We start from the raw sequence: 21642 nt of genomic DNA, 5'->3' as shown, positions 1-21642 counted from the left end.
TCCTTATCATTTTTATGACTTCTCTACCCTGTATATAGGCAAATGATGAATAACGATAAACGCCCACTCTATATCCCCTACGCTGGTCCTGCACTTCTAAGTACACCACTGTTAAACAAAGGCAGTGCATTTAGTGCTCAGGAGCGAATTTCTTTCAATTTAGAAGGCCTACTGCCAGAAGCTACAGAAACTATTCAAGAACAAGTTGATCGCGCATACAAGCAGTACTGTAACTTCGAAAGTGATATGGACAAACATATCTACTTACGCAATATCCAAGATACCAACGAAACACTCTTCTATCGTCTGGTACAAAACCACATTTCTGAGATGATGCCTATTATCTACACACCGACGGTTGGAGCAGCCTGTGAGAACTTCTCCAATATCTACCGACGCGGACGTGGTCTATTTATCTCTTACCCTAATCGCGATCGTATCGATGACTTGCTAAATAATGCAGCAAACCACAATGTCAAAGTTATTGTGGTAACCGACGGTGAGCGTATTCTTGGTCTTGGCGACCAAGGGATTGGTGGTATGGGCATCCCAATTGGTAAGCTTTCTCTCTACACTGCCTGTGGCGGTATTTCTCCAGCTTACACCTTGCCAATCGTTCTGGATGTGGGTACCAACAACCCGCAACGCTTGGCTGACCCAATGTACATGGGTTGGCGTCATCCGCGTATTACTGGTGCTGAATACGATGCCTTTGTTGAAGATTTCATCCAAGCAGTGCAGCGCCGCTGGCCTGAAGCACTTATTCAGTTTGAAGACTTTGCGCAAAAGAACGCAATGCCGTTGCTTGAACGTTATAAAGACCGTATTTGCTGCTTCAATGATGATATCCAAGGAACTGCAGCTGTAACCGTTGGCTCTTTACTCGCTGCTTGTAAGGCGGCTGGCAGTAAACTTTCTGAGCAACGAGTCACCTTCCTAGGTGCTGGCTCCGCGGGTTGCGGTATTGCAGAAGCCATCATTGCACAAATGGTTTCTGAAGGTATTTCCGATGAACAAGCTCGTTCTCAGGTTTACATGGTCGATCGATGGGGACTACTGCAAGAAGGCATGCCGAACTTGCTTGATTTCCAACAACGTTTAGTTCAGAAGTACAGCAACACTGACAATTGGGAATCTGAAGGTACGGGGTATTCATTACTCGATGTCATGCGTAACGGACAACCGACTGTTCTGATCGGTGTATCTGGTGCGCCGGGACTATTTAGTGAAGATGTCATTAAAGAAATGCATAAGCATTGTGCTCGACCAATCGTCTTCCCATTATCCAACCCAACAAGTCGTGTAGAGGCAACGCCAAATGACATCCTGCGTTGGACAAATGGCGAAGCACTTGTCGCAACGGGTAGTCCGTTTGACCCTGTCGTTGTAAATGGTAAGAGTTACCCTATCGCTCAGTGCAATAACAGCTACATTTTCCCGGGTATTGGACTTGGTGTACTGGCCGTTTCAGCTAAGCGTGTCACCGATGAAATGTTGATGGAGTCAAGCCGAGCACTCGCGACATGTTCACCACTTGCTATTAATGGCCAAGGTGCCCTACTGCCACCTCTGGAAGCAATCCACTCAGTATCGAAGAAGATTGCTTTTGCGGTCGCTAAAAAAGCGATAGAACAAGGTGTTGCGCAAGAAATCACTGACGAAGCGCTTGAAGAAGCCATCGAAGGTCACTTCTGGCAACCAGTTTATCGTCGTTATAAACGTACTGCGTTTTAACTAACTAAGAGCCTCATCATGAGGCTCTTTTTCCTTGCGACGTACAGCACAAAACATTATTGAGTATCGTGTCTTGGTAGATTTGCACACAATTTCGACCACATTGTTTAGCTCGATATAAAGCTTGGTCAGCGCGAGATACAGCAGCAAATACACCATCACCTCGCTCTAGCTCAACACCGACACTGCAAGTAACTGGGATATCTTGAACCCAAGCATTTAGCTCAACTCGTTGTCGAATCGATTCTGCTAGCTCGATAAGTTCAGAAAAGCCAATTCCGGGACAAAACACGATGAATTCTTCCCCTCCCCACCGAGTTAACCGATAGACCGGACTAAACACTTGTTCGATCGTCGAACTAAATTGCTTTAAAACTTCATCACCAACTTTATGCCCATATTGATCATTGATGGCTTTGAAATGGTCAATGTCTAAGTAAAGTACTCCCATATAGGGCTGGGGCGCCATCACTTCATATTTCATTAACCACTGACGAATACCGTGTCGATTTAATGCTCCCGTTAACGCATCTGTAAACGCAAGATCCATATATTTATTCTTCTGCGTTTCCATATATTTATATTGCGTTTCAGTATATCTTACTTTCTTCTTATTTTTAGTTAGCTCATGAAGTAGACAATAAATCCCATAAACAAGCCAGATAGAAAAAATGGAGCTATAAAAAATAGGCTTACTGATTGGGTTTCCTATTAATTCAATCGTGTTTAAGTAAAAGTGATAGTTGCCAGGTGGGATATTCGCGATAGTCGCTATTTGAATAGAAGATACATTATCAAATTCTGGATCTTTCTTCTTCATCAATTGTTTGTTATTCAATAACCACCAGCTCATTACTTCAAGTTTATCGATGGGTATTTCAATAATATGTTGTCGAGAGTTAAACTCTATCCCATTATTATTATGCGAAAAATGCCAATCAAGTCCCTCCGATTTCGATGTTTTATTTTCTACATATATTCGTGCAGCCCATGCTCTACCCTTATGACTTGGTCGCTTGTCAATATCAAACCGAATAACATCGAATTCGCTAATATCAATACCCGACTCAATCACAGTGGCAATATCAATATTGATAGCACAATAGGGCCAACGATAGCTCCCTTTAACTATATTACAATGAACAGAAGCTATCCCTTCATTGATATCTATACTGGAATTTGAATCTCCACCAAAATACGAATCATCTTCTATTTTAATTGGAAATTTACCAGGAAATAAGCTGACGACTTTACTTCCTTCCAATCCCCAATACGTAACTAGTGACACGAATGTAAAACACATTAATACTCTTGTGCTTTTTCCAGTGATAACCATCGAAACCCCAACAAAACCACCCAAACCTGTAAGATCACGCTACAAGTAACATAGGAATTACCTTACACCTATAAAAATTAAGCTAAAAATCTTCTAATTCACCTTTTGTTTTAAGAGCAAGACAACGCGAATTTTCGTCCATTTTTTCTCATTACTCTTAGTGATGTTATTAATTCGATGATTGGAGAATTTAACATTATTTATTCTGGCAAAATGACGTATTTCCCAGAATTTAACACTTCCAGCTTGGTGGCTCTTAGTATTGCTACACGAATATGCTAAAGTAACGAATCGTAGTCATTCTTCACATCAATAATCTCATGTTTGAAAGCCTAACTCCGATTGCACGCCATCTTTCACCATACATCAGCGAAATCTCAATCGCCTTGATAGCCTGCTTACTTGTGATGTTTGGGGGGGAAATAAATGCCCTTTTACGGCGCTTACTGAGAGGACAAAACTTTCTTATCCGAACGATTGTTTTCGTTCTCATAAATGCGTTTGGTTACGGATTAATCATCGTAAAAGCAACACCTTACGTAACTCGGACATTAAAAACCTTAGAGCCGGGCATGATGTTGGTTGTGATTGTGATTAGTTTTGTGATAATCGGCTCATGGGCACAAAGAAACCGGCAGATCTAGTGAGAAATATTTTTCAGCGACAAAGTGCTTTAAAGCGTTCATTGTTATTGTTAGCAAAAACACTGCCGCTCGCACTTCTAACAATCATACTGACTGTGATAGGGATTGACCGTTGGGTTTCTTATCAGACGGATGCGGAGATCTTTACCAGTGAAGATCAGGTTAACCAGTTTGATGTTGCTGTCGTTCTAGGCACAAGTAAGTATCTAGGACGTACACTAAACGAGTACTATAGCCACAGAATTGATGCAGCTATTGAGTTATTTCAACAAGACAAAGTCACGAACTTCTTACTAAGTGGTGACAATGCGCATCGCTCTTACAATGAGCCATGGACAATGAAGCGTGATTTACTCCGTGCTGAAGTGCCTGAAGATCGCATCTATTTAGATTATGCAGGATTTAGAACATTAGATTCGATTGTCCGAGCTAAAGAAATTTTCGACACTGATAACTTTTTAATCATCTCTCAAAAGTTCCACTGCGAACGCGCGTTGTTCATTGCAAAGCATCACAACATTAACGCCAGTTGCTTTGCAGTTCCAGGCCCAACAAATCCGGGATATAAAGTCCGACTCAGAGAAGTATTTGCTCGTACTAAGGCTTTCTTAGACCTTTATGTTCTCGATGCCAAACCCAAATTCCTTGGGCCTAAAGAACCCATTATAAAAGTGGTAGAAGAAAACCCTGAAATTGAGGATGTAGAAGCTAATCTAACCGACTAACTTCTACACAATTTCGACCATTTCGTTTCGCTCGGTATAACGCTTCATCGGCACGAGCCAATAGCGCAGAAGAATGTTCATTCCCTAGCTGGGCAACTCCAAGGCTCGATGTCATTCGCTGGCCATGAACCCACAGATGCCCTTCAATCGTCATACGAATTTTTTCTGCCAGTAGTTCCGCATCTAATAGATCAAGCGAAGGACAAAAAGCAATAAACTCCTCTCCCCCCCAGCGGACCAGCCAGTGATTTTCATGCAGAACACTCATTACCATCATGGTAAATTCACGCAGAATGTCGTCTCCCATGCTATGGCCATACTGATCATTAATCGTCTTAAAATGGTCAATATCAATGTAGATAACAGAAAGCGGCTTTCGAGCACTCTCTCCACTTTCATAATTTTTTGCTAGCCAATCGCGTACTGCGTGACGGTTCATTGCACCTGTTAATGCATCTCGGTGCGCAAGTTCTGCAAATTGAATATTTTGGGCTTTCAATGCTCGGTTGAGTTTTTTAAGCTTTAACTGGCGTGTCTGTGCATCAACAATGAGCTTCTGACTACGGCGGATCTCAAACACACTGTACAAAAGACCTAAAATGACCCAAACAAAAAGCAACCCCATAAAGAGATCTTCACCTTCTACATAAGAACCAACAAGCTCTATGTTATTGATTGTCATTCGATAGTGGCCGAGTGGTAGAGATGAGCCTGTTGCAAATTCAATACGATTCACGTTACCCATTTCTGGTGCAGAATGCTCAATGGAAATATCGTTATCCACAAGCCACCATGTCATGACCTGAAGGTTTCTAAGGGGTATTGAGGTGCCTTTTTTATCAACACCTGGATGGTATTCTAACCCATTATATTTATGGGTATATTCATTGTCTGGAATCGAATAAGCGGCATTGTAATTTCGAAGGTAGAATCGCATTCTCGGTTCAGAATCATTATCTAAGTTGTGAAAATCGATATCCAGTTTAATTGTATGGTAGTTTGAAAAATCAATACCAACGGTTGGATCTTCCCGATCAACAACAATAGAGACACCACAATATGGCCAAGGATAATCGCTCTCTTTAAGCTCGCACTCTAATATTGCTGTTTTCCCATCAATACTTATGGATGAAGTAGACAGACCGTTCTGTACCTGATCATTGGTGGGTAGAAACGCAAAATGTTCAGGCATAACTTTGTAAACACGTTGGTCACCATAAACGCGGTAGAGCTGAACGATAAGAATGGTGAATATACCTAAAATAAATACGGCTTTATGGATAACTCTCAAACGCGAAGACCTTGTTCAAAACTCATATGAGTTACGGATTACTGAAAACGGTTAAGATTGTCATTTTACAACCTTAGTGCCAAATTTTAACTGAAATATCATTCTGTATGATAGAAATTTTCGACCTATATCAACTGATGATTAAAAGTCGTGCAAAATCGTCTCGCTTTATTGTGCAATTTAAAACTAATCGCTTCTTAGCCTTGTAAACTCTAGCTTTCAGCCTTTTTTCTATCAAGAATCTCACTAAGTTTTATAAATTTATCACACGATAACTCAGTTAAGTTGTTGTACTAACGCTATATTTTTATTATCGATTCCTGCAGCACGCATATAAACTTTAGTACCAATACAAAACCCATTCACCAAACAAATACAATGCAGAGCAAGCACCTGACAAAGCTATGCTTTCTAAGTAATTGAAGTCTGCTAAACTGCTAGCTAAAAATAGCCACCTGATGGCTGAAAATAACGAAAATGAGCACTGTCATGTCTTTAATTTTGAAAGGCACGCTTAGTAAAATGCGTGCATCATTGGACGACGAAGTCCACTACCACCTTCCTGTAGGCGATAAACTTGTCGACCTTAAACCCTACATTGGAAAACGCCTTACTCTCACTCATACTGGCAACATCTTTTGTTGCTCTTGTGGAAAAAAAACCAAGAAAAGCTATTCGCAAGGGCACTGTTTTGTTTGCATGAAAAAGCTTGCTAGCTGCGACATGTGTATTATGAAACCCGAAACCTGCCACTACGAGCAAGGAACATGTCGTGAGCCACAATGGGGAGAAGAGAACTGCATGGTTGATCACTATGTCTACCTGTCTAATACCTCCAGTCTTAAGGTTGGCATCACCCGCCACACTCAGATCCCAACTCGCTGGATAGATCAAGGAGCCACGCAAGGCCTGCCAATTTTCAAAGTAAAAACCCGCTACATATCAGGCCTTATTGAAGTTGAGCTGGCGAAGCACATTGCCGATAAAACCAATTGGCGCACGTTATTGAAAGGTGACGGAGAGCCAATGGCATTAGAACAAAAATTTGCCGAACTGTATCCGTTAGTTCAAGACAAAGTAGCGGCTATCAAACAACAATTTGGTGATGACGCTGTTGAAGTCTTACATGAAAATATTACTGCCATTCGCTACCCAGTAGAGCAGCACCCAACTAAAATCGTTTCGCACAATTTTGATAAAAACCCCGAGGTTTCGGGAATAGTCCAAGGGATCAAAGGGCAATACCTAATCTTCGATAATGGTGTCATTAACGTCAGAAAATTCACCTCATATGAAGTTGAAATTTCTGAGTAACTGCATAAGCCAATACTCAGAAGCCCATCTGTCACCGGATGGGCTTTTCTTCTATTTTTGGTTAAGAATTTCCTTCATCACGTCAAACAAAGTATCCACTTCATCCAGCGTGTTGTAGTGCATGAAACCAATTCGCAGCACACCACCACTTTCTTCTAACCCCAGTTGACGCACTAAACCCAGCGCATAAAAGTGACCATTCCATGTGCAAATGTTGCGCTCTCCAAGCCTCTTAGCAATTTCAGCCGTTGAATACTCATCGAAGGTCAGCGCAAACGTAGGTGTTCGTAACTCACTATGCGCTTGAGCTCTCCCCCATAAATGTACTCCCTGTAATTCACTAAGCTTTGATAGAAAATGGTCAGTTAATGCTGTTTCATGTTGAGAAAAATCAAGATAAGAAGCCACAAGCTTCTCACGAAGTGAAGCATCTTGTTTTCCCCATTGGGCAAGATATTTGATCGCAGCAATTACACCAGCTAGCCCTTCAAAGCTCTGGGCACCTGTTTCAAACCGCCCAGGCCCCTGTTCAGTCGCTGGCTCAACTTTATAAGGACGTAATGCTTGTAACCACTTTGGCGCGACATAGGCAATACCAACATGTGGACCAAAAAATTTGTACGCAGAACACACAAGAAAATCACAGCCTAATTTTTGCACGTCAACCAAGTGATGGGGAGCGTAATGCACTGCATCGAGATAAACCATTGCCCCAACATCATGTGCAGCTTCAATAATTCTCTCAACATCGACAATCGATCCTGTGGTGTTCGAAGCCAACGTGACCGCCACTAACTTGGTGTTGGTATTGATAAGATTCAACAGGTGTTCGACATCCAAAGAGCAATCACTTTCCTTGACCTGTGCAACTCGAATCTTTGCTGATTTATCATTTGCGGCCTGCTGCCAACTGGAAACGTTTGAGTAATGATCCAATGCTGTTACAACAATTTCATCAGCTGAGTTCCAATCTCGACTTATTGCACGACTTAACTGAAACGTCAAAGAGGTCATATTCGGACCAAAAACAATATTGTCGGGTGATTCTGCATTCACAAACGTAGCCGCATATTGACGTGCATCCTGCATCAGCTCGGTAGTAAGTCGACTAGAAAAAAAATGACCACCTAAGTTTGAGTTGTAATAACCAAGGTACGATGTCATCGCTTCCAGTACGCTCTCTGGTACCTGCGATCCACCAGGCCCATCTAAAAAAATGACGGGTAAATGATTGTGAGTTTGCTTAAGCGCTGGAAATTGTGCTCGAACTGAATTAGGAGTGAAGTTCATTCTCGGTTCCCTTTGCTGTCAATACAAACACGTCCATATAGCCTTCTTCACCTTGAATGACCGAGCGAATGGGTTGAGCGTTGTGCCAAAGCTTATTATCAGCAAGCATAGCGACTTCACCATTTTGCAGCACTTTGCGAAAAAACGGCGCTTCATTGAAACTGCTGTACAACATGATGTCGCCACCTTCAATATTATGTCGACCCATGCCTACCAAAGCGATGTGTTTAAAGCCATCTTGATGGACCCCTTCAGGCGCGACTTGAGTCTGTTCATAAACAGCTGAAATTCGAATCTGATGTATCTCAATTTCTTGCCCATCTTGGAGATGGTTTGTCGCTGCAAACATCGTACAAATTTCTTGCATGCCTTCACTGAGTAATGTGGAGTCTTCGATAGGCTGAAACTGTCGAATTATATTTCCCTGAAAGCGATTGATCTCACCCGTTTGCATAAACTCGTTTTTATTCAAATCAACAACCTTCCCCTCATAAAGCGCGACAACCGAATAGCGTCGTAGACGATAAGCTCCGTCTGCATGTTTTGTATGAGGAAGTTTGGTAAAAGAAGGCGCAAGTTCCGCTATCGTACTTTCACTAAGCTTCATAAGTTGCAAGGTTGTTTCCTGATTATTTAGCATCACCATCTCCTTGAAAAATGCACACAATCGCTTAATTTTAACAATTAATTCACAATTATTATTTGCGCATTTATTTGGCATTTACAATGATATCTAGTGTTTAAATCCATCAAAAATGAAAATATAGTAAGTAACACCAAGAATTATTACTTTTCAAGTTTATAATTTTAGTTTGCAAAATGAATGGTATTAAAAATCAGACAACTTCACTACCAAGAGAAAAAAGATGTTACTTTTCATAAAGTTGTATTATGAGCAGCTATAAAGACGTAATGTTTACGTTCTAATCTATAACCAATTAATACACTGTTCCCACTTGCCTCCTCTTTAACTAACCCCATATATTCCATACAATCGAATTAGAATTTTTTAATGCGTCACCGCTAATGGAGCACAAATGAGCGACGTTAAACATTGTAAGTTACTTATATTAGGATCTGGACCCGCTGGTTATACCGCCGCTGTCTATGCTGCACGTGCCAACCTGCAACCAGTTTTGGTTACCGGGATGCAACAAGGTGGCCAGCTAACAACAACGACAGAAGTGGAAAACTGGCCAGGCGATCCTGAAGGACTTACTGGACCGGGGTTAATGGACCGCATGAAAGAGCATGCTGAACGTTTTGAAACCGAGATGATTTTCGACCATATCAACGAAGTTGATTTCAGCCAACGTCCATTCCGTCTTAAAGGTGATAGCAGTGAATACACTTGTGATGCTTTAATCATCTCAACGGGTGCTTCGGCGAAATACCTCGGTTTAGCGTCGGAAGAAGCCTTTAAGGGTCGTGGTGTGTCAGCATGTGCAACCTGTGATGGTTTCTTCTACCGCAACCAAAAAGTCGCAGTTGTGGGTGGTGGTAATACCGCAGTAGAAGAAGCGCTTTACCTATCAAACATTGCTTCTGAAGTTCATCTGATCCACCGTCGTGACTCTTTCCGCGCTGAAAAAATCTTGGTGAAACGTCTGATGGATAAAGTGGAAAACGGCAACATTATTCTCCATACGGATCGGACCCTAGAGGAAGTGGTCGGTGATGATATGGGCGTAACTGGAGTTCGAATTAAAGACACTCAAAGTGACGCAATTGAACAACTAGATGTGATGGGCGCATTTATTGCTATCGGCCACCAGCCAAACACGGCGATCTTCGAAGGCCAACTGGATATGAATAACGGCTATATTTTAGTCCAGTCTGGGCTTGAAGGTAATGCAACGCAAACCAGCATTCCGGGCATTTTCGCAGCTGGTGATGTCATGGATCATAATTATCGCCAAGCAATCACTTCTGCGGGTACAGGTTGTATGGCTGCATTAGATGCAGAGCGCTTTCTTGATGCATTAGACGATTAAAAAAGAAAAGTTATTTTACTCGTCGACTTTTAAAGCCCTGTGGTATTCCCGCAGGGCTTTCTTTTGTATAATGCCGCGCTCAACATCAAAAAAATAATTCTCATTTAAGCCTTCATAATGGATAAAAAGAAACAGCGCAGCTTGAATAAATGGCTCAAGCAGCAAAGTAAGTTAGCCAAAAAATGGTTGATGGTTGCTGTTGGCCTTGGCGTACTTTCAAGCATATTCTTGCTGGCTCAAGCCGCTTTGCTCGCCACCATTCTGCATCAACTGATCATCGAACAGGTCGATAAGTATGAACTGCTACCTTATTTTGCAGCCCTTGCTGTCACGATAGCACTCCGAGCATTGTGCTCTTGGGGCAGAGAAATCGCGGGATTCCGTTGTGGCGAACAAATCCGGATCTACATCCGGCAGTTAATTCTAGATAAGCTGCGTGACCTAGGGCCTGCATACATCAAAGGTAAGCCTGCTGGCTCGTGGGCAACACTGCTCTTAGAACAAGTAGAAGACATGCATGACTTCTTTGCACGCTACTTGCCTCAGATGTCGCTCTCTGTGTTGGTACCTTTTGTCATTTTGATTGTCGTGTTTCCAATAAACTGGGCAGCTGGCCTGATTTTCTTATTAACAGCCCCCCTCGTTCCCCTATTTATGGCTTTAGTTGGAATGAAAGCCGCTGATGCCAACCGAAAAAACTTTAAAGCGCTACAGCGTCTATCGGGTCACTTTTACGATCGCTTACAATCGATGACCACCATTCGGCTGTTCGACCGAACAAAAGCAGAAACTGAGGTGATGCGTGGCGCTTCTGAAGTATTTCGAAGCCGAACAATGGATGTGTTAAAAATCGCATTTCTGTCCTCCGCTGTATTAGAATTCTTTACTTCCATCTCCATCGCTTTAACGGCGGTGTATTTTGGTTTTGCTTTCATCGGAGAGCTGAATTTTGGTGATTATGGCCTCGGTGTAACACTCTTTTCCGGTTTGTTCATTCTGGTATTAGCACCGGAGTTTTATCAACCACTAAGGGATCTTGGCACTTTCTATCATGCTAAGCAGCAAGCTGTTGGCGCAGCCGAAAGCATTGTCGAGTTTTTAGAAACTGACGTCAGTACTGTACGCAGTGGAGATACCCCTCTTCCAAACCCAGCTCAAATTGAAATTTCCGCTGTTGATCTGGAGGTGTTTAGCCCAGAAGGAACCCTGTTGGTTGGGCCTATTTCTTTTACTATTCATGCAAACCAAACTACAGCACTTGTCGGCCCAAGTGGCGCAGGCAAGACTAGCTTAATCAATGCCATTCTTGGTTTTTTACCATATCAAGGCTCATTAAAGATCAATGGAATTGAACGCAGCAACTTGAATTTAGATGATTGGCGCCAACACATCAGTTGGGTTGGACAAAACCCACTCCTGTTGCACGGGACCATTCGTGACAATATTACGCTCGGTCAGACTGAGGTCTCCGATTCACGTATCCAAGAAGTATTAGCCAATTCTTTCGCCAACGAATTCGTGGAAAAGCATGGTTTAGATTATGTGATTTCTGATCGCTCAGGCGGATTGTCTGTGGGTCAAGCACAGCGGTTAGCCTTAGCTCGGGCCATGGTACAAAATGGTCAATTCTGGTTGCTGGACGAGCCAACGGCCAGTCTTGATGCTCGTAGTGAAAAATTAGTCATGCAAGGGCTTAATGAACAGATAACCAATAAAACAGCATTAATGGTGACTCACCAACTCGCTCCGCTGCAAAATGTTGAACAAATACTGGTTATGCAAGACGGGCAACTGGTGCAATCAGGTCAATTCACACAACTCGAAGCGACAGAAGGATTGTTCCAACAAATGCTTAAAGCAAACCATGCATTGACCCATTCAAATAAGGGGAACTTAGATGCGTGATTTACTCCCTTATCTAAAGCTTTATAAAAAACACTGGTTTGGCTTATCGCTTGGTATGCTATTAGCCCTGCTCACATTGCTTGCTTCCTTTGGGCTGCTAACTCTATCGGGCTGGTTCTTATCTGCCGCAGCCGTTGCAGGCCTTACCATTGCGCGAGAAACCTTTAATTATATGCTTCCCGGAGCTTTTGTACGGGGCTTCGCTATGGGCCGTACTGCTGGGCGCTGGGGTGAACGCGTTGTCAGCCACAATGCGACCTTTAAGTTGCTGACTGATTTACGTATTTTCTTCTTCTCTAAACTCGCTCCACTGATCCCGGGTCGCGTATCGAATTTACGTGATGCCGACTTGCTCAATCGATTGGTTGCTGATATCGATGCCATGGATCATGTTTATTTACGGCTTATTAGTCCAATGGTCGTGGGTACTCTCACAATTGCTATATTGACCGCAATTTTATGTTGGTTTGATACTCAGCTAGGTTTAACACTTGGTGCAATCTTGCTTGTACTGCTCATTTTGTGGCCAATTCTGTTTTACAAGTTGGGCAAACGAAACGGAGCCGAACTAACACAGCACAAAGCACAAATGCGCATCAGCACGCTCGACTGGTTGCAAGGTTATAGTGAATTGACCTTATTTGGCGCAGAAAAACGCTATCGCAATGCAATCATTTCTGCTCAAGGCAAGCTACTCAAAAATCAGCATATCAACGCTCATTTTTCTGGCTTGGCACAAGCATTATTAATGTTGGCGAATGGGTGGACCTTAGTCCTTATACTTTGGTTAGCAGCTGATGGTGTCGGTAGCAACCAACCTGATCCGCTTATTGCGCTATTTGCCTTCGCGACAATGGCAACCGTCGAACTCCTTATGCCGATTGCCGGTGCATTTCAGCATTTAGGACAAACCCTTACGTCTGCAAGGCGCTTAAACGAAGTGATCCTCGCTGAACCTGATGTGGTATTTCCTCAACAAGATGTCATGCATGATCAGAACTTCTCGATTCGCTACAACGATATTTCTTTCCATTATCCGGATAATGGACAGCAAGTGGTCAAAAACCTCTCGCTTGAAATTCCAGCGAAGCATCGAGTTGCTATCGTCGGTCAAACTGGCTCAGGTAAATCCACGCTACTGCAACTGTTGACGCGTTATTGGGATGTTCAGCACGGCTCGATAGAGATAGCAGGTCAACCGCTACAGCAATGGAGTGAAAGTCAGCTTCGCCAAGCCATCAGTGTAGTCAGCCAACGGGTTGATATTTTGAATGGCACATTAAGAGACAACCTTTTGATGGCTAAACCGGATGCTGATGATGAAAAGCTCTCTGCTGTTCTGGTTCAAGTCGGGCTTGAAAAGCTGCTTCAAGATCAGGGGTTAGACACTTGGATGGGTGATGGTGGCCGACAGCTTTCTGGTGGTGAAAAGCGCCGCGTCGGAATTGCCCGAGCATTACTCCATAATGCTCCGATTTTGTTACTTGATGAACCGACTGAAGGTTTGGATAAGCAAACTGAGCAACAGATCATGCAATTGTTTGAAGCGCATTTTACAGACAAAACCGTGGTCTTTATTACTCATCGACTGGTTGATTTGGATAAGATGGACAGTATTTGCTTACTGGAGCAAGGTGAAGTGGTTGAGCATGGCTCGCACGAAGATTTGCTGAATAAACAAGGGCGATACTACCAATTAAACCAAACCCTTTAGTTCATACCCCATTTTTAATGGGGTACCATCAACAAAAAAGCAGCCAATTGGCTGCTTTTTTTAATTCTTCTTATCTTATCGCTGTTTATTGCGGCGACCTTGTTCACCAGCGCCTTTCTTCGGCTTACGGCGTGCTGGGTTATTACTTCTACCCGGGTTATTTACACGCTCTTCATGACGTTTAACAGCACGACGGATCTTCTGACTACGTGAACGTTCACGCTGACGAGAAGTATTGGCCTTATTCTGATCAACCAAGGTTTCTTTCTCTGCACGAAGTTCTACTAACTCACGAAGGTAGTTCACTTCTTTCAGATCGAGCTCCATCCATCCGCCACGAGGTAGCTTTTTATCAAGATAAATATCACCGTAACGAACACGTTTCAGACGGCTCACCGTACATTCTTGAGATTCCCAAAGGCGACGAACCTCGCGGTTACGACCTTCGTTGATCACAACGTAGAATGTATGGTTCATGCCCTCACCACCGGCATACACAACATCTTCAAATCGTGCCATGCCATCTTCGAGCTCAACCCCACGAACCACGTTTTTCACTTTCTGTTCGTTAACTTCACCAAATACGCGAACTAGATATTCACGTTCAACTTGGCGACTTGGGTGCATCAGTCGGTTAGCTAGCTCACCGTCAGTGGTAAACAGAAGTAAACCCGAGGTGTTTGCGTCCAGACGACCAACAGAAATCCAACGAGAACCACGGATTTTCGGCAAACGATCAAATACAGTACGACGACCTTCTGGATCATGGCGAGTACAAAGCTCACCTTCCGGCTTGTAGTAAGCTAGAACTCGACAAATCACTTCCTCTTGTGCTTTCACAGAGACGGTGTGACCGTCAATACGCACGATGGCGTTGTCATCTTCCAGTCTCTCTCCGAGCTTCGCAACAATACCATTGACGCTGACTCGGCCAGCTTTAATTAAAGCTTCCAATTCACGACGAGAGCCATGGCCAGCTCGAGCGAGTACTTTCTGTAATTTTTCGTTCATTTAATTACCTATGTGTCGTCTTCTCAGACGTCGATGGAGCATTTATCCGGCATGCGGACAAACAAAAAGTGCGACCCAAAAATCGCGGTCGCACATTATCGCAAAACTTGTTAGATAAATCACCAAATTTTGACTACTCAAATGGCGCTGGCTCTCCGGCACCAATACGGGCAATAACAGGCTCACCATCACTGAAATCGACAACTGTTGTCGGCTGCTCCCCGAGGTAACCACCGTTAAGAATACAGTCAACCGCATGCTCTAGCTTATCGCGGATATCTTCAGGATCTGATTCAGTAATGTCATTACCAGGCAGGATCAATGATGTCGACATCATTGGCTCACCCAAGGCTTCAAGTAGATCCAGTGCAATACGGTTGTCAGGAACACGAATACCGATGGTTTTTCGCTTCGAGTTCATCAGTCGACGTGGAACTTCTTTAGTGCCTTTAAAAATAAAGGTATATGGACCCGGCGTATTGTTTTTCAACAAACGAAAAGCGGCGTTATCGACACGGGCATAGAGCGACAGCTCTGATAAATCACGACACAACAGCGTAAAGTTGTGTTTCTCATCTAATCGGCGAATTTGGCAAATACGTTCAAGTGCCTGTTTATTCTCCAACTGACAGCCCAATGCATACCCTGAATCAGTTGGATAAACGACGACGCCACCGTTACGAATGATTGCTACTGCTTGAGAGATCAAGCGAGCCTGCGGGTTTTCTGGGTGAACGTAAAAAAACTGGCTCATTGTAATTCCTCATTATCGAGTCTCTCGACTCTATACTTGTGGGGATGGTTCCGTTGAACATGGTTCAGGCTCAATTCCCCAATCTTTCCAAACTGGTTCCACACCGGATGGTAACCAGAGGTTTCTTCCCAACTCCATCCAAGGGGATGGGTAATGAAAGTCGCTACCTTGAGAAGCTAATAGTTTGTATTGTATCGCATAATCAGCAAGGTTGCGTCTTTCTTGTTGACCTTGTTGTGGTTGAGCGACTTCCATTGCATCACCACCCGCCTCGACAAAGGCCGTAATTAAACGCTTTATCCATTTGGCGGTTAAATCGTAACGCCCTGGATGTGCCAACACAGCTTGACCACCAGCGGCGTGAATGGCGCTAACCGCATCTGACATTGAGCACCAGTTAGGTGGTACGTAACCCGGATTATTGCGAGTTAAATATTTCTTGAACACTTGTTGCATGGTTTTAGCGTACTGATTATCCACCAACCATTTCGCAAAGTGAGCACGAGTGATCGGTGCTTCTCCAGCTATCAGCTTCACTTCTTCCAATACACCGTCACGGGTCGCTTTGCTCAATCGATGTGCGATGAGCTCTGCCCGCGATTCGCGATGCTGCTTTTGTTGATCAATGAGACGATTCAGCTCTACTGAGTTCGGGTCAATATTTAACCCAACAATGTGTATATCTTTATTTTGCCATACGGTTGAAATCTCGATCCCGTTGATTAGAACCAGTGGCAGTTCTTGTTCGCAAATATAGTGGCGAGCAGGTTCTAACGCATCCACTGTATCGTGATCGGTGATCGCTAATACATTCAGTTTAAAGCTCATCGCGCGCTCGATTAATTCCTGAGGCGATAAACGACCATCGGATGCCGTTGTATGGCTATGTAAATCTATTCTCATATTTTTAGTCTAAAGAGTTGACTTTTAATCTTTGAACCAGTTAACTAGTACGCAATTACAAGGCAATTTGTTAAGGCTCACTATGTTACAAGAATTTAACCAACAGCAGAAAGCAAAAATCACTGCACAATGTGCAGAGATGAGCTGGTGGCGCACTTGGTCAAGTTCCTGGTGGGCTCACGTGTACTTTTAGTTTATCGCTAACTAAACAAAAAAAGACATCACCAAGCCCGCTACTAAAGCGGGCTTTTTTATTTTGTCGTACATATCACATTCAACCGGTTAAACAATCATCAGTTAAGCGCAGTTCCAGATTGGGTGAACGTTTGCTTTATGCGAGTATGTACGGTAGGAAGATTGAAAAGATTAAAAGGAGGTCTTGTGAACAAGGCCATTGAAATCAAAAAGCTAGGAAAGATTGAACTGATCAATACGTCGGTGCCATACAGCCCCGATCCTACTCAGCTTTTTCACTCATTATGTGAAAACAAAACCGACAGCTTGCTGCTTGAATCGGCGGAGATTGATTCTAAACAAAACTTAAAAAGCTTACTGATCGTCGATTCAGCAGTGCGTATTGTTTGTTATGGTCACACCGTTACCATGACTGCACTAACAGAAAATGGTACGCAGTTGCTCACCCATCTTAGCGACAATATTCGTGATGATATTCCACTGCAGTTTGATGGCTCCACCCTCACACTAGAATTCGCGTCACCTTGCGATACGCTCGACGAAGACTCCCGCCTCCGCGAAGCTTCATCATTCGATGCATTAAGGTTGATCCAACATAGCTTCGATCTTACTGGATTACACAAGCATGCGATTTTCCTAGGTGGTCTATTTGCATACGATTTAGTGGCAAATTTTGAACCGCTTGGTGATGCACAAGCCGATAATCAATGTCCGGATTACGTCTTTTACGTTGCAGAAACCTTGTTGGTTGTCGACCATCAAACCCAATCTTGTCAGCTTCAAGCAACCCTATTTACCGATACGTCTCAGAAAAGCACGCTTGAAGCACGCATTGCTGATATTGCTCAGCAATGCGCTAGCCCTGAAGCTCTGCCTGACGCTAAGAAACTGAGCGATGTGCCACTTACAACTAACATCTCTGATCCTGAGTTTTGCAATATCGTCGAGGATTTAAAGCAGTTTGTTGTCAAAGGTGATGTATTTCAGGTTGTACCTTCAAGACGCTTTACACTGCCATGCCCTTCACCATTGTCCGCATACAAAGCACTAAAACAAAGTAACCCAAGCCCTTATATGTTCTATATGCAGGATGAGTTATTTACTTTGTTCGGAGCCTCTCCGGAAAGCGCACTGAAATATGAAACGGATACGAACCAAGTTGAAATTTATCCGATTGCAGGAACCCGTCGTCGTGGGAAGCATCCTAATGGGGAAATTAACTTTGACCTCGATAGCCGCATTGAATTAGAGCTAAGAACCGATAAAAAAGAAAATGCAGAGCACATGATGCTGGTCGATCTTGCCCGTAATGATGTAGCTCGTATTTCAGCAGCGGGTACTCGCCATGTGGCTGATCTACTCAAGGTAGACCGCTACAGCCACGTAATGCACCTAGTGTCACGAGTTGTCGGTCAGTTACGTGACGATTTAGATGCGCTTCACGCTTATCAAGCATGCATGAATATGGGCACGCTCACTGGCGCACCAAAAATTCGCGCAATGCAATTAATTCGAGACGTTGAAGGTGCGCGTCGTGGCAGCTACGGTGGCGCAGTCGGTTACTTAACCGGCGAAGGAACGCTCGACACGTGTATCGTTATACGTTCTGCTTATGTTGAAAATGGCATTGCTCAAGTCCAAGCGGGTGCAGGTGTTGTCTTCGATTCTGAACCGCAAGCTGAAGCAGACGAAACTCGTGGTAAAGCACAAGCGGTTATTTCAGCTATTCAAGCCGCTCATAAGGAGTAATCGACATGGCGAACATTGTATTTATCGATAACTTCGACTCATTTACCTATAACTTGGTCGACCAGTTCCGTGCATTAGGTCACCATGTCACGATTTATCGCAATAGCATTGCCGCAGAAAGCATTGAGACGGCTGTTTCACAACTTGAAAACCCAGTGGTTCTCCTTTCTCCCGGACCTGGTGCTCCATCAGACGCCGGTTCTATGCCAGAAATCATTCAACGCCTAAAAGGCAAAGTGCCTATGATTGGTATTTGCCTTGGGCACCAAGCCATTGTTGAAGCATACGGCGGTAAAGTTGCTGGCGCAGGTGAAATCATTCACGGAAAAGTATCTATGATGGCGCATCAAAGCCATCCTACTTATCAGGGGCTGCCTTCCCCTCTTGCTATCGCTAGATACCATTCACTTGTTGCCACTCAAGTTCCGAGTTCTTTGACTATTACTGCCGAAGTAGACGGCTTGGTGATGTCAGTGGTACAAGAAGAAGACAAAGTCTGTGGTTTTCAATTCCATCCGGAATCTATCATGACGACATACGGAGAGACGTTACTCACGAATGCGATTGATTGGGCACTAGGCAAGAAAGGACAACAATAAGGGACGATATCATGGAACAGATTATTAATAAGCTTTATGACCAACAATCACTGACTCAAGAAGAAAGCCAACAGCTATTTGACGTAATTATTCGTGGTGAGCTTCACCCAATTTTAATGGCGTCTGCACTTACGGCCCTAAAAATTAAAGGGGAAACGCCAGATGAGATTGCTGGTGCAGCGAAAGCACTATTGGCTAACGCAAATCCATTTCCTCGTCCAGACTACGACTTCGCTGACATTGTCGGCACAGGAGGCGATGGTCATAACACCATCAACATTTCGACAACCGCCGCTTTCGTGGCTGCCGCTTGTGGCTTAAAAGTCGCAAAACACGGTAACCGTAGTGTATCCAGTAAATCGGGCTCATCTGATTTACTGGACTCATTCGGTATCAACTTAGCTATGAGCGCAGAAGATACCCGTAGTGCGGTAGATAAACTTGGGGTCGCTTTCCTATTTGCTCCTCAGTATCACGGTGGTGTTCGCCATGCCATGCCAGTTCGTCAAACAATGAAAACTCGCACCATCTTTAATATTTTGGGGCCATTGATTAACCCTGCTCGCCCAAATATCGAGCTAATGGGTGTTTACAGCGAAGAGCTGGTACGCCCAATTGCTGAAACCATGCTTCAAATGGGCATGAAAAGAGCGGCCGTTGTTCATGGTAGCGGGCTAGATGAAGTGGCGATTCACGGCAAAACAACCGTCGCTGAAATAAAAGATGGCCAGATCACCGAATATACCCTAACCCCTGCTGATTTTGGTGTTAACGAGCATCCATTAGATGCAATCAAAGGTGGCGCCCCTGAAGAAAACAAAGCCATCATCACGAATATCCTGACCGGTAAAGGGACTGAAGCCCAACTTGGCGCAGTGGCAGTCAATGTCGCACTTTTAATGCGTCTATTTGGCCACGAAGATTTGAAAGCCAATACAAAGCTAGCGATTGATGCTATGAACTCTGGTAAGGCATATGAGCTGGTGAAACAACTCGCCCAACATGCGTAGTTAGCAACGCTCTACAAACAAGGTAGAAAAATGACTCAGACACAAGATAAATTATCCGACCATGTTTCTGTCAATGAAGCACAGATGGCCGAAGTATTGGCAAAAATTGTTCGCGATAAATACCAATGGGTAGCGCAGCGAAAAACAAGCCAGCCGTTAGACAGTTTTCAACAAACCATTGAGCCTTCTGATCGCGATTTCTATGCTGCGCTCAATACCGGAAAAACCGCATTTATTACTGAGTGTAAAAAAGCATCGCCTTCCAAAGGCCTCATTCGTGCTGACTTCGATTTGGATTACATTGCCTCTGTCTACAATAACCATGCGAACGCAATTTCTGTACTAACCGACGAAAAGTACTTTCAAGGTAGTTTCGATTTTCTGCCTCAGGTTCGCAAGCAAGTAAAGCAGCCCGTTCTATGCAAAGACTTTATGGTCGATACCTATCAGATTTACCTTGCGCGCCATTACTCTGCTGATGCAATTTTACTCATGTTATCGGTACTCAATGATGAAGAGTACCAAGCACTCGCAGAGGTCGCTCACAGCTTGAATATGGGCATTTTGACTGAAGTCAGCAATGAGGAAGAGCTGCACCGCGCTGTCAAATTGAACGCAAAAGTGATTGGTATCAATAACCGTAACTTACGGGATCTCTCAACCGACCTGAATCGCACCAAAGAGCTCGCACCAACCATCCGAGAACTCGCGCCAAACGCAACGATCATTTCGGAGTCTGGTATCTACACACACCAGCAAGTCCGAGATCTCGCTACTTATGCGGATGGATTTTTGATTGGGAGTTCTTTGATGGCAGAAGACAACTTAGAGCTCGCGGTTAGGAAAGTAACCCTCGGTGAAAACAAAGTCTGTGGGCTGACACATCCTGATGATGCGGCTAAAGCTTATCAAGCTGGTGCAGTATTTGGTGGACTTATCTTTGTCGAGCAATCAAAACGTGCCATCGACCTTGAACATGCCCGCTTGGTGATGAGCGGAGCACCATTGAACTTTGTTGGTGTTTTCCAAAACCACGACTTAGATTTCATCTTAACCAGAGTGAACGAGTTGGGATTAAAAGCGGTTCAACTGCACGGAACGGAAGATCAAACTTTTGTAACTACCCTCGCCGCTCAATTGCCTAGCGGAGTGGAAGTTTGGAAAGCTTACGGCGTAACGGATACTGTCCCTGAATTAATCGATGTCGATATTGATCGCCACCTACTCGATACCAAAGTAGGCACTCAAACTGGCGGTACGGGTTTGGTATTTGATTGGTCGCTGATAGCCGACCCATCAAAAGTTATGCTCGCCGGAGGCATCAATCCTTTCAATGCACAAAAAGCATCACAACAAGGTTGCCTAGGACTTGATCTAAACTCTGGCGTAGAGAGCTCGCCCGGGAAAAAAGACAAAGAAAAGCTTGAGCAAACTTTTGCCGCTATCCGCAACTACTAGTTACGAATGATTAAGA

At 43.8% G+C, this 21642-nt stretch carries 19 protein-coding genes and 1 other annotated feature; of the genes, 12 read left to right on the top strand and 7 right to left on the bottom strand.

The window, feature by feature from the left end; all coding sequences use genetic code 11:
• Positions 1 to 45: 45 nt before the first annotated feature.
• Positions 46 to 1734, top strand: a complete 1689-nt coding sequence (locus ACQEXU_RS01215; RefSeq protein ID WP_427009346.1) for an NAD-dependent malic enzyme — start codon at positions 46 to 48, stop codon at positions 1732 to 1734.
• A 16-nt stretch (positions 1735 to 1750) separates the two neighbouring features.
• Here ACQEXU_RS01215 and ACQEXU_RS01210 read toward each other — a convergent pair whose 3' ends face one another.
• The gene (locus tag ACQEXU_RS01210) at positions 1751 to 3070 is read right to left on the bottom strand and encodes a GGDEF domain-containing protein (RefSeq protein ID WP_427009345.1); all 1320 of its coding nucleotides are present in this window, start codon (positions 3068 to 3070) and stop codon (positions 1751 to 1753) included.
• Positions 3071 to 3390: 320 nt separating this feature from the next.
• Here ACQEXU_RS01210 and ACQEXU_RS01205 point away from each other — a divergent pair, with 320 nt between their 5' ends.
• A complete protein-coding gene (locus ACQEXU_RS01205; RefSeq protein ID WP_367986702.1) occupies positions 3391 to 3714 on the top strand; it encodes a DUF3392 domain-containing protein in 324 nt (107 codons plus the stop codon).
• Positions 3687 to 4439 (top strand): SanA/YdcF family protein, encoded by a 753-nt coding sequence (locus tag ACQEXU_RS01200; protein WP_367986703.1) that lies wholly within the window; start codon positions 3687 to 3689, stop codon positions 4437 to 4439. Before ACQEXU_RS01205 ends, ACQEXU_RS01200 begins: the two co-directional genes overlap by 28 nt.
• On the opposite strand, the gene ACQEXU_RS01195 is transcribed toward ACQEXU_RS01200, so the two are convergent.
• Positions 4423 to 5730 (bottom strand): GGDEF domain-containing protein, encoded by a 1308-nt coding sequence (locus ACQEXU_RS01195; RefSeq protein WP_367986704.1) that lies wholly within the window; start codon positions 5728 to 5730, stop codon positions 4423 to 4425. The two genes, ACQEXU_RS01200 and ACQEXU_RS01195, sit on opposite strands and share 17 nt — an antisense overlap.
• 489 nt (positions 5731 to 6219) lie before the next feature.
• On the opposite strand from ACQEXU_RS01195, the gene ACQEXU_RS01190 reads away from it, so the two are divergent.
• Positions 6220 to 7044, top strand: a complete 825-nt coding sequence (locus ACQEXU_RS01190) for a DUF2797 domain-containing protein (protein WP_427009344.1) — start codon at positions 6220 to 6222, stop codon at positions 7042 to 7044.
• Between the two features lie 51 nt (positions 7045 to 7095).
• On the opposite strand, the gene ACQEXU_RS01185 is transcribed toward ACQEXU_RS01190, so the two are convergent.
• Together ACQEXU_RS01185 and ACQEXU_RS01180 are read right to left on the bottom strand one after the other, a co-directional pair.
• Positions 7096 to 8334 (bottom strand): cysteine desulfurase-like protein, encoded by a 1239-nt coding sequence (locus ACQEXU_RS01185; protein ID WP_427009343.1) that lies wholly within the window; start codon positions 8332 to 8334, stop codon positions 7096 to 7098.
• Positions 8318 to 8977: a 2OG-Fe dioxygenase family protein gene (locus ACQEXU_RS01180; RefSeq protein WP_427009342.1), complete on the bottom strand. Its 660-nt coding sequence runs from the start codon at positions 8975 to 8977 to the stop codon at positions 8318 to 8320. Before ACQEXU_RS01180 ends, ACQEXU_RS01185 begins: the two co-directional genes overlap by 17 nt.
• Positions 8978 to 9371: 394 nt before the next feature.
• Here ACQEXU_RS01180 and trxB point away from each other — a divergent pair, with 394 nt between their 5' ends.
• The 3 genes from trxB to cydC all read left to right on the top strand — a co-directional run bounded on the left by trxB (position 9372) and on the right by cydC (position 13947).
• The gene (trxB, locus tag ACQEXU_RS01175; protein WP_427009341.1) at positions 9372 to 10328 is read left to right on the top strand and encodes a thioredoxin-disulfide reductase; all 957 of its coding nucleotides are present in this window, start codon (positions 9372 to 9374) and stop codon (positions 10326 to 10328) included.
• A gap of 117 nt (positions 10329 to 10445) precedes the next feature.
• A complete protein-coding gene (gene cydD / locus ACQEXU_RS01170) occupies positions 10446 to 12233 on the top strand; it encodes a heme ABC transporter permease/ATP-binding protein CydD (protein ID WP_427009340.1) in 1788 nt (595 codons plus the stop codon).
• The gene (gene cydC, locus ACQEXU_RS01165) at positions 12226 to 13947 is read left to right on the top strand and encodes a heme ABC transporter ATP-binding protein/permease CydC (protein WP_427009339.1); all 1722 of its coding nucleotides are present in this window, start codon (positions 12226 to 12228) and stop codon (positions 13945 to 13947) included. The genes cydD and cydC overlap by 8 nt, the downstream gene beginning before the upstream one ends.
• Positions 13948 to 14022: 75 nt before the next feature.
• On the opposite strand, the gene rluB is transcribed toward cydC, so the two are convergent.
• The 3 genes from rluB to rnm all read right to left on the bottom strand — a co-directional run bounded on the left by rluB (position 14023) and on the right by rnm (position 16615).
• Positions 14023 to 14958, bottom strand: a complete 936-nt coding sequence (gene rluB / locus ACQEXU_RS01160; RefSeq protein ID WP_367986711.1) for a 23S rRNA pseudouridine(2605) synthase RluB — start codon at positions 14956 to 14958, stop codon at positions 14023 to 14025.
• A 133-nt stretch (positions 14959 to 15091) separates the two neighbouring features.
• Positions 15092 to 15712, bottom strand: a complete 621-nt coding sequence (locus ACQEXU_RS01155; protein ID WP_367986712.1) for an L-threonylcarbamoyladenylate synthase — start codon at positions 15710 to 15712, stop codon at positions 15092 to 15094.
• A 30-nt stretch (positions 15713 to 15742) separates the two neighbouring features.
• Entirely contained in the window at positions 15743 to 16615 is an 873-nt protein-coding gene (gene rnm, locus ACQEXU_RS01150; RefSeq protein WP_427009338.1) for an RNase RNM, read from the bottom strand.
• 82 nt (positions 16616 to 16697) lie between these two features.
• On the opposite strand from rnm, the gene ACQEXU_RS01145 reads away from it, so the two are divergent.
• The 5 genes from ACQEXU_RS01145 (at position 16698) to trpCF (ending at position 21626) form a co-directional block, all read left to right on the top strand.
• A complete protein-coding gene (locus ACQEXU_RS01145) occupies positions 16698 to 16808 on the top strand; it encodes a Trp operon leader peptide (protein ID WP_367986714.1) in 111 nt (36 codons plus the stop codon).
• Positions 16755 to 16870, top strand: a sequence feature (Trp leader region). (Overlaps the previous gene by 54 nt.)
• 126 nt (positions 16871 to 16996) lie before the next feature.
• Positions 16997 to 18559 (top strand): anthranilate synthase component 1, encoded by a 1563-nt coding sequence (locus ACQEXU_RS01140; RefSeq protein WP_427009337.1) that lies wholly within the window; start codon positions 16997 to 16999, stop codon positions 18557 to 18559.
• A 5-nt stretch (positions 18560 to 18564) separates the two neighbouring features.
• On the top strand, positions 18565 to 19158 hold the full coding sequence (locus tag ACQEXU_RS01135; RefSeq protein ID WP_427009336.1) for an aminodeoxychorismate/anthranilate synthase component II: 594 nt from the start codon (positions 18565 to 18567) through the stop codon (positions 19156 to 19158).
• Positions 19159 to 19169: 11 nt separating this feature from the next.
• Positions 19170 to 20168 carry an anthranilate phosphoribosyltransferase gene (gene trpD, locus ACQEXU_RS01130; protein WP_427009335.1) on the top strand — a complete coding sequence of 333 codons (999 nt, stop codon included), beginning with the start codon at positions 19170 to 19172 and terminating at the stop codon, positions 20166 to 20168.
• 30 nt (positions 20169 to 20198) lie between these two features.
• Complete coding sequence (gene trpCF / locus ACQEXU_RS01125; RefSeq protein ID WP_427009334.1) at positions 20199 to 21626, top strand: bifunctional indole-3-glycerol-phosphate synthase TrpC/phosphoribosylanthranilate isomerase TrpF; 1428 nt, start codon at positions 20199 to 20201, stop codon at positions 21624 to 21626.
• Positions 21627 to 21642: the final 16 nt, after the last annotated feature.

Origin of the sequence: Vibrio sp. TRT 21S02 (genome assembly GCF_050113675.1) — a bacterium.
In the GTDB taxonomy this organism is placed as follows: Bacteria; Pseudomonadota; Gammaproteobacteria; order Enterobacterales; family Vibrionaceae; genus Vibrio.
Note: the sequence above shows the minus strand (reverse complement) of the source record. Positions and strands in the feature narration are given on the sequence as shown.

Bases quoted from the DNA above. Each gene is read 5' to 3' on its own strand.
- ACQEXU_RS01135 (WP_427009336.1), top strand. From the start codon at position 18,565: ATGGCGAACATTGTATTTATCGATAACTTCGACTCATTTACCTATAAC.
- trxB (WP_427009341.1), top strand. From the start codon at position 9,372: ATGAGCGACGTTAAACATTGTAAGTTACTTATATTAGGATCTGGACCC.
- ACQEXU_RS01155 (WP_367986712.1), bottom strand. From the start codon at position 15,712: ATGAGCCAGTTTTTTTACGTTCACCCAGAAAACCCGCAGGCTCGCTTG.
- ACQEXU_RS01145 (WP_367986714.1), top strand. From the start codon at position 16,698: ATGTTACAAGAATTTAACCAACAGCAGAAAGCAAAAATCACTGCACAA.
- ACQEXU_RS01190 (WP_427009344.1), top strand. From the start codon at position 6,220: ATGTCTTTAATTTTGAAAGGCACGCTTAGTAAAATGCGTGCATCATTG.
- cydC (WP_427009339.1), top strand. From the start codon at position 12,226: ATGCGTGATTTACTCCCTTATCTAAAGCTTTATAAAAAACACTGGTTT.
- ACQEXU_RS01200 (WP_367986703.1), top strand. From the start codon at position 3,687: ATGGGCACAAAGAAACCGGCAGATCTAGTGAGAAATATTTTTCAGCGA.
- cydD (WP_427009340.1), top strand. From the start codon at position 10,446: ATGGATAAAAAGAAACAGCGCAGCTTGAATAAATGGCTCAAGCAGCAA.
- rluB (WP_367986711.1), bottom strand. From the start codon at position 14,958: ATGAACGAAAAATTACAGAAAGTACTCGCTCGAGCTGGCCATGGCTCT.
- trpD (WP_427009335.1), top strand. From the start codon at position 19,170: ATGGAACAGATTATTAATAAGCTTTATGACCAACAATCACTGACTCAA.
- ACQEXU_RS01210 (WP_427009345.1), bottom strand. From the start codon at position 3,070: ATGGTTATCACTGGAAAAAGCACAAGAGTATTAATGTGTTTTACATTC.
- rnm (WP_427009338.1), bottom strand. From the start codon at position 16,615: ATGAGAATAGATTTACATAGCCATACAACGGCATCCGATGGTCGTTTA.
- trpCF (WP_427009334.1), top strand. From the start codon at position 20,199: ATGACTCAGACACAAGATAAATTATCCGACCATGTTTCTGTCAATGAA.
- ACQEXU_RS01185 (WP_427009343.1), bottom strand. From the start codon at position 8,334: ATGAACTTCACTCCTAATTCAGTTCGAGCACAATTTCCAGCGCTTAAG.
- ACQEXU_RS01215 (WP_427009346.1), top strand. From the start codon at position 46: ATGAATAACGATAAACGCCCACTCTATATCCCCTACGCTGGTCCTGCA.
- ACQEXU_RS01205 (WP_367986702.1), top strand. From the start codon at position 3,391: ATGTTTGAAAGCCTAACTCCGATTGCACGCCATCTTTCACCATACATC.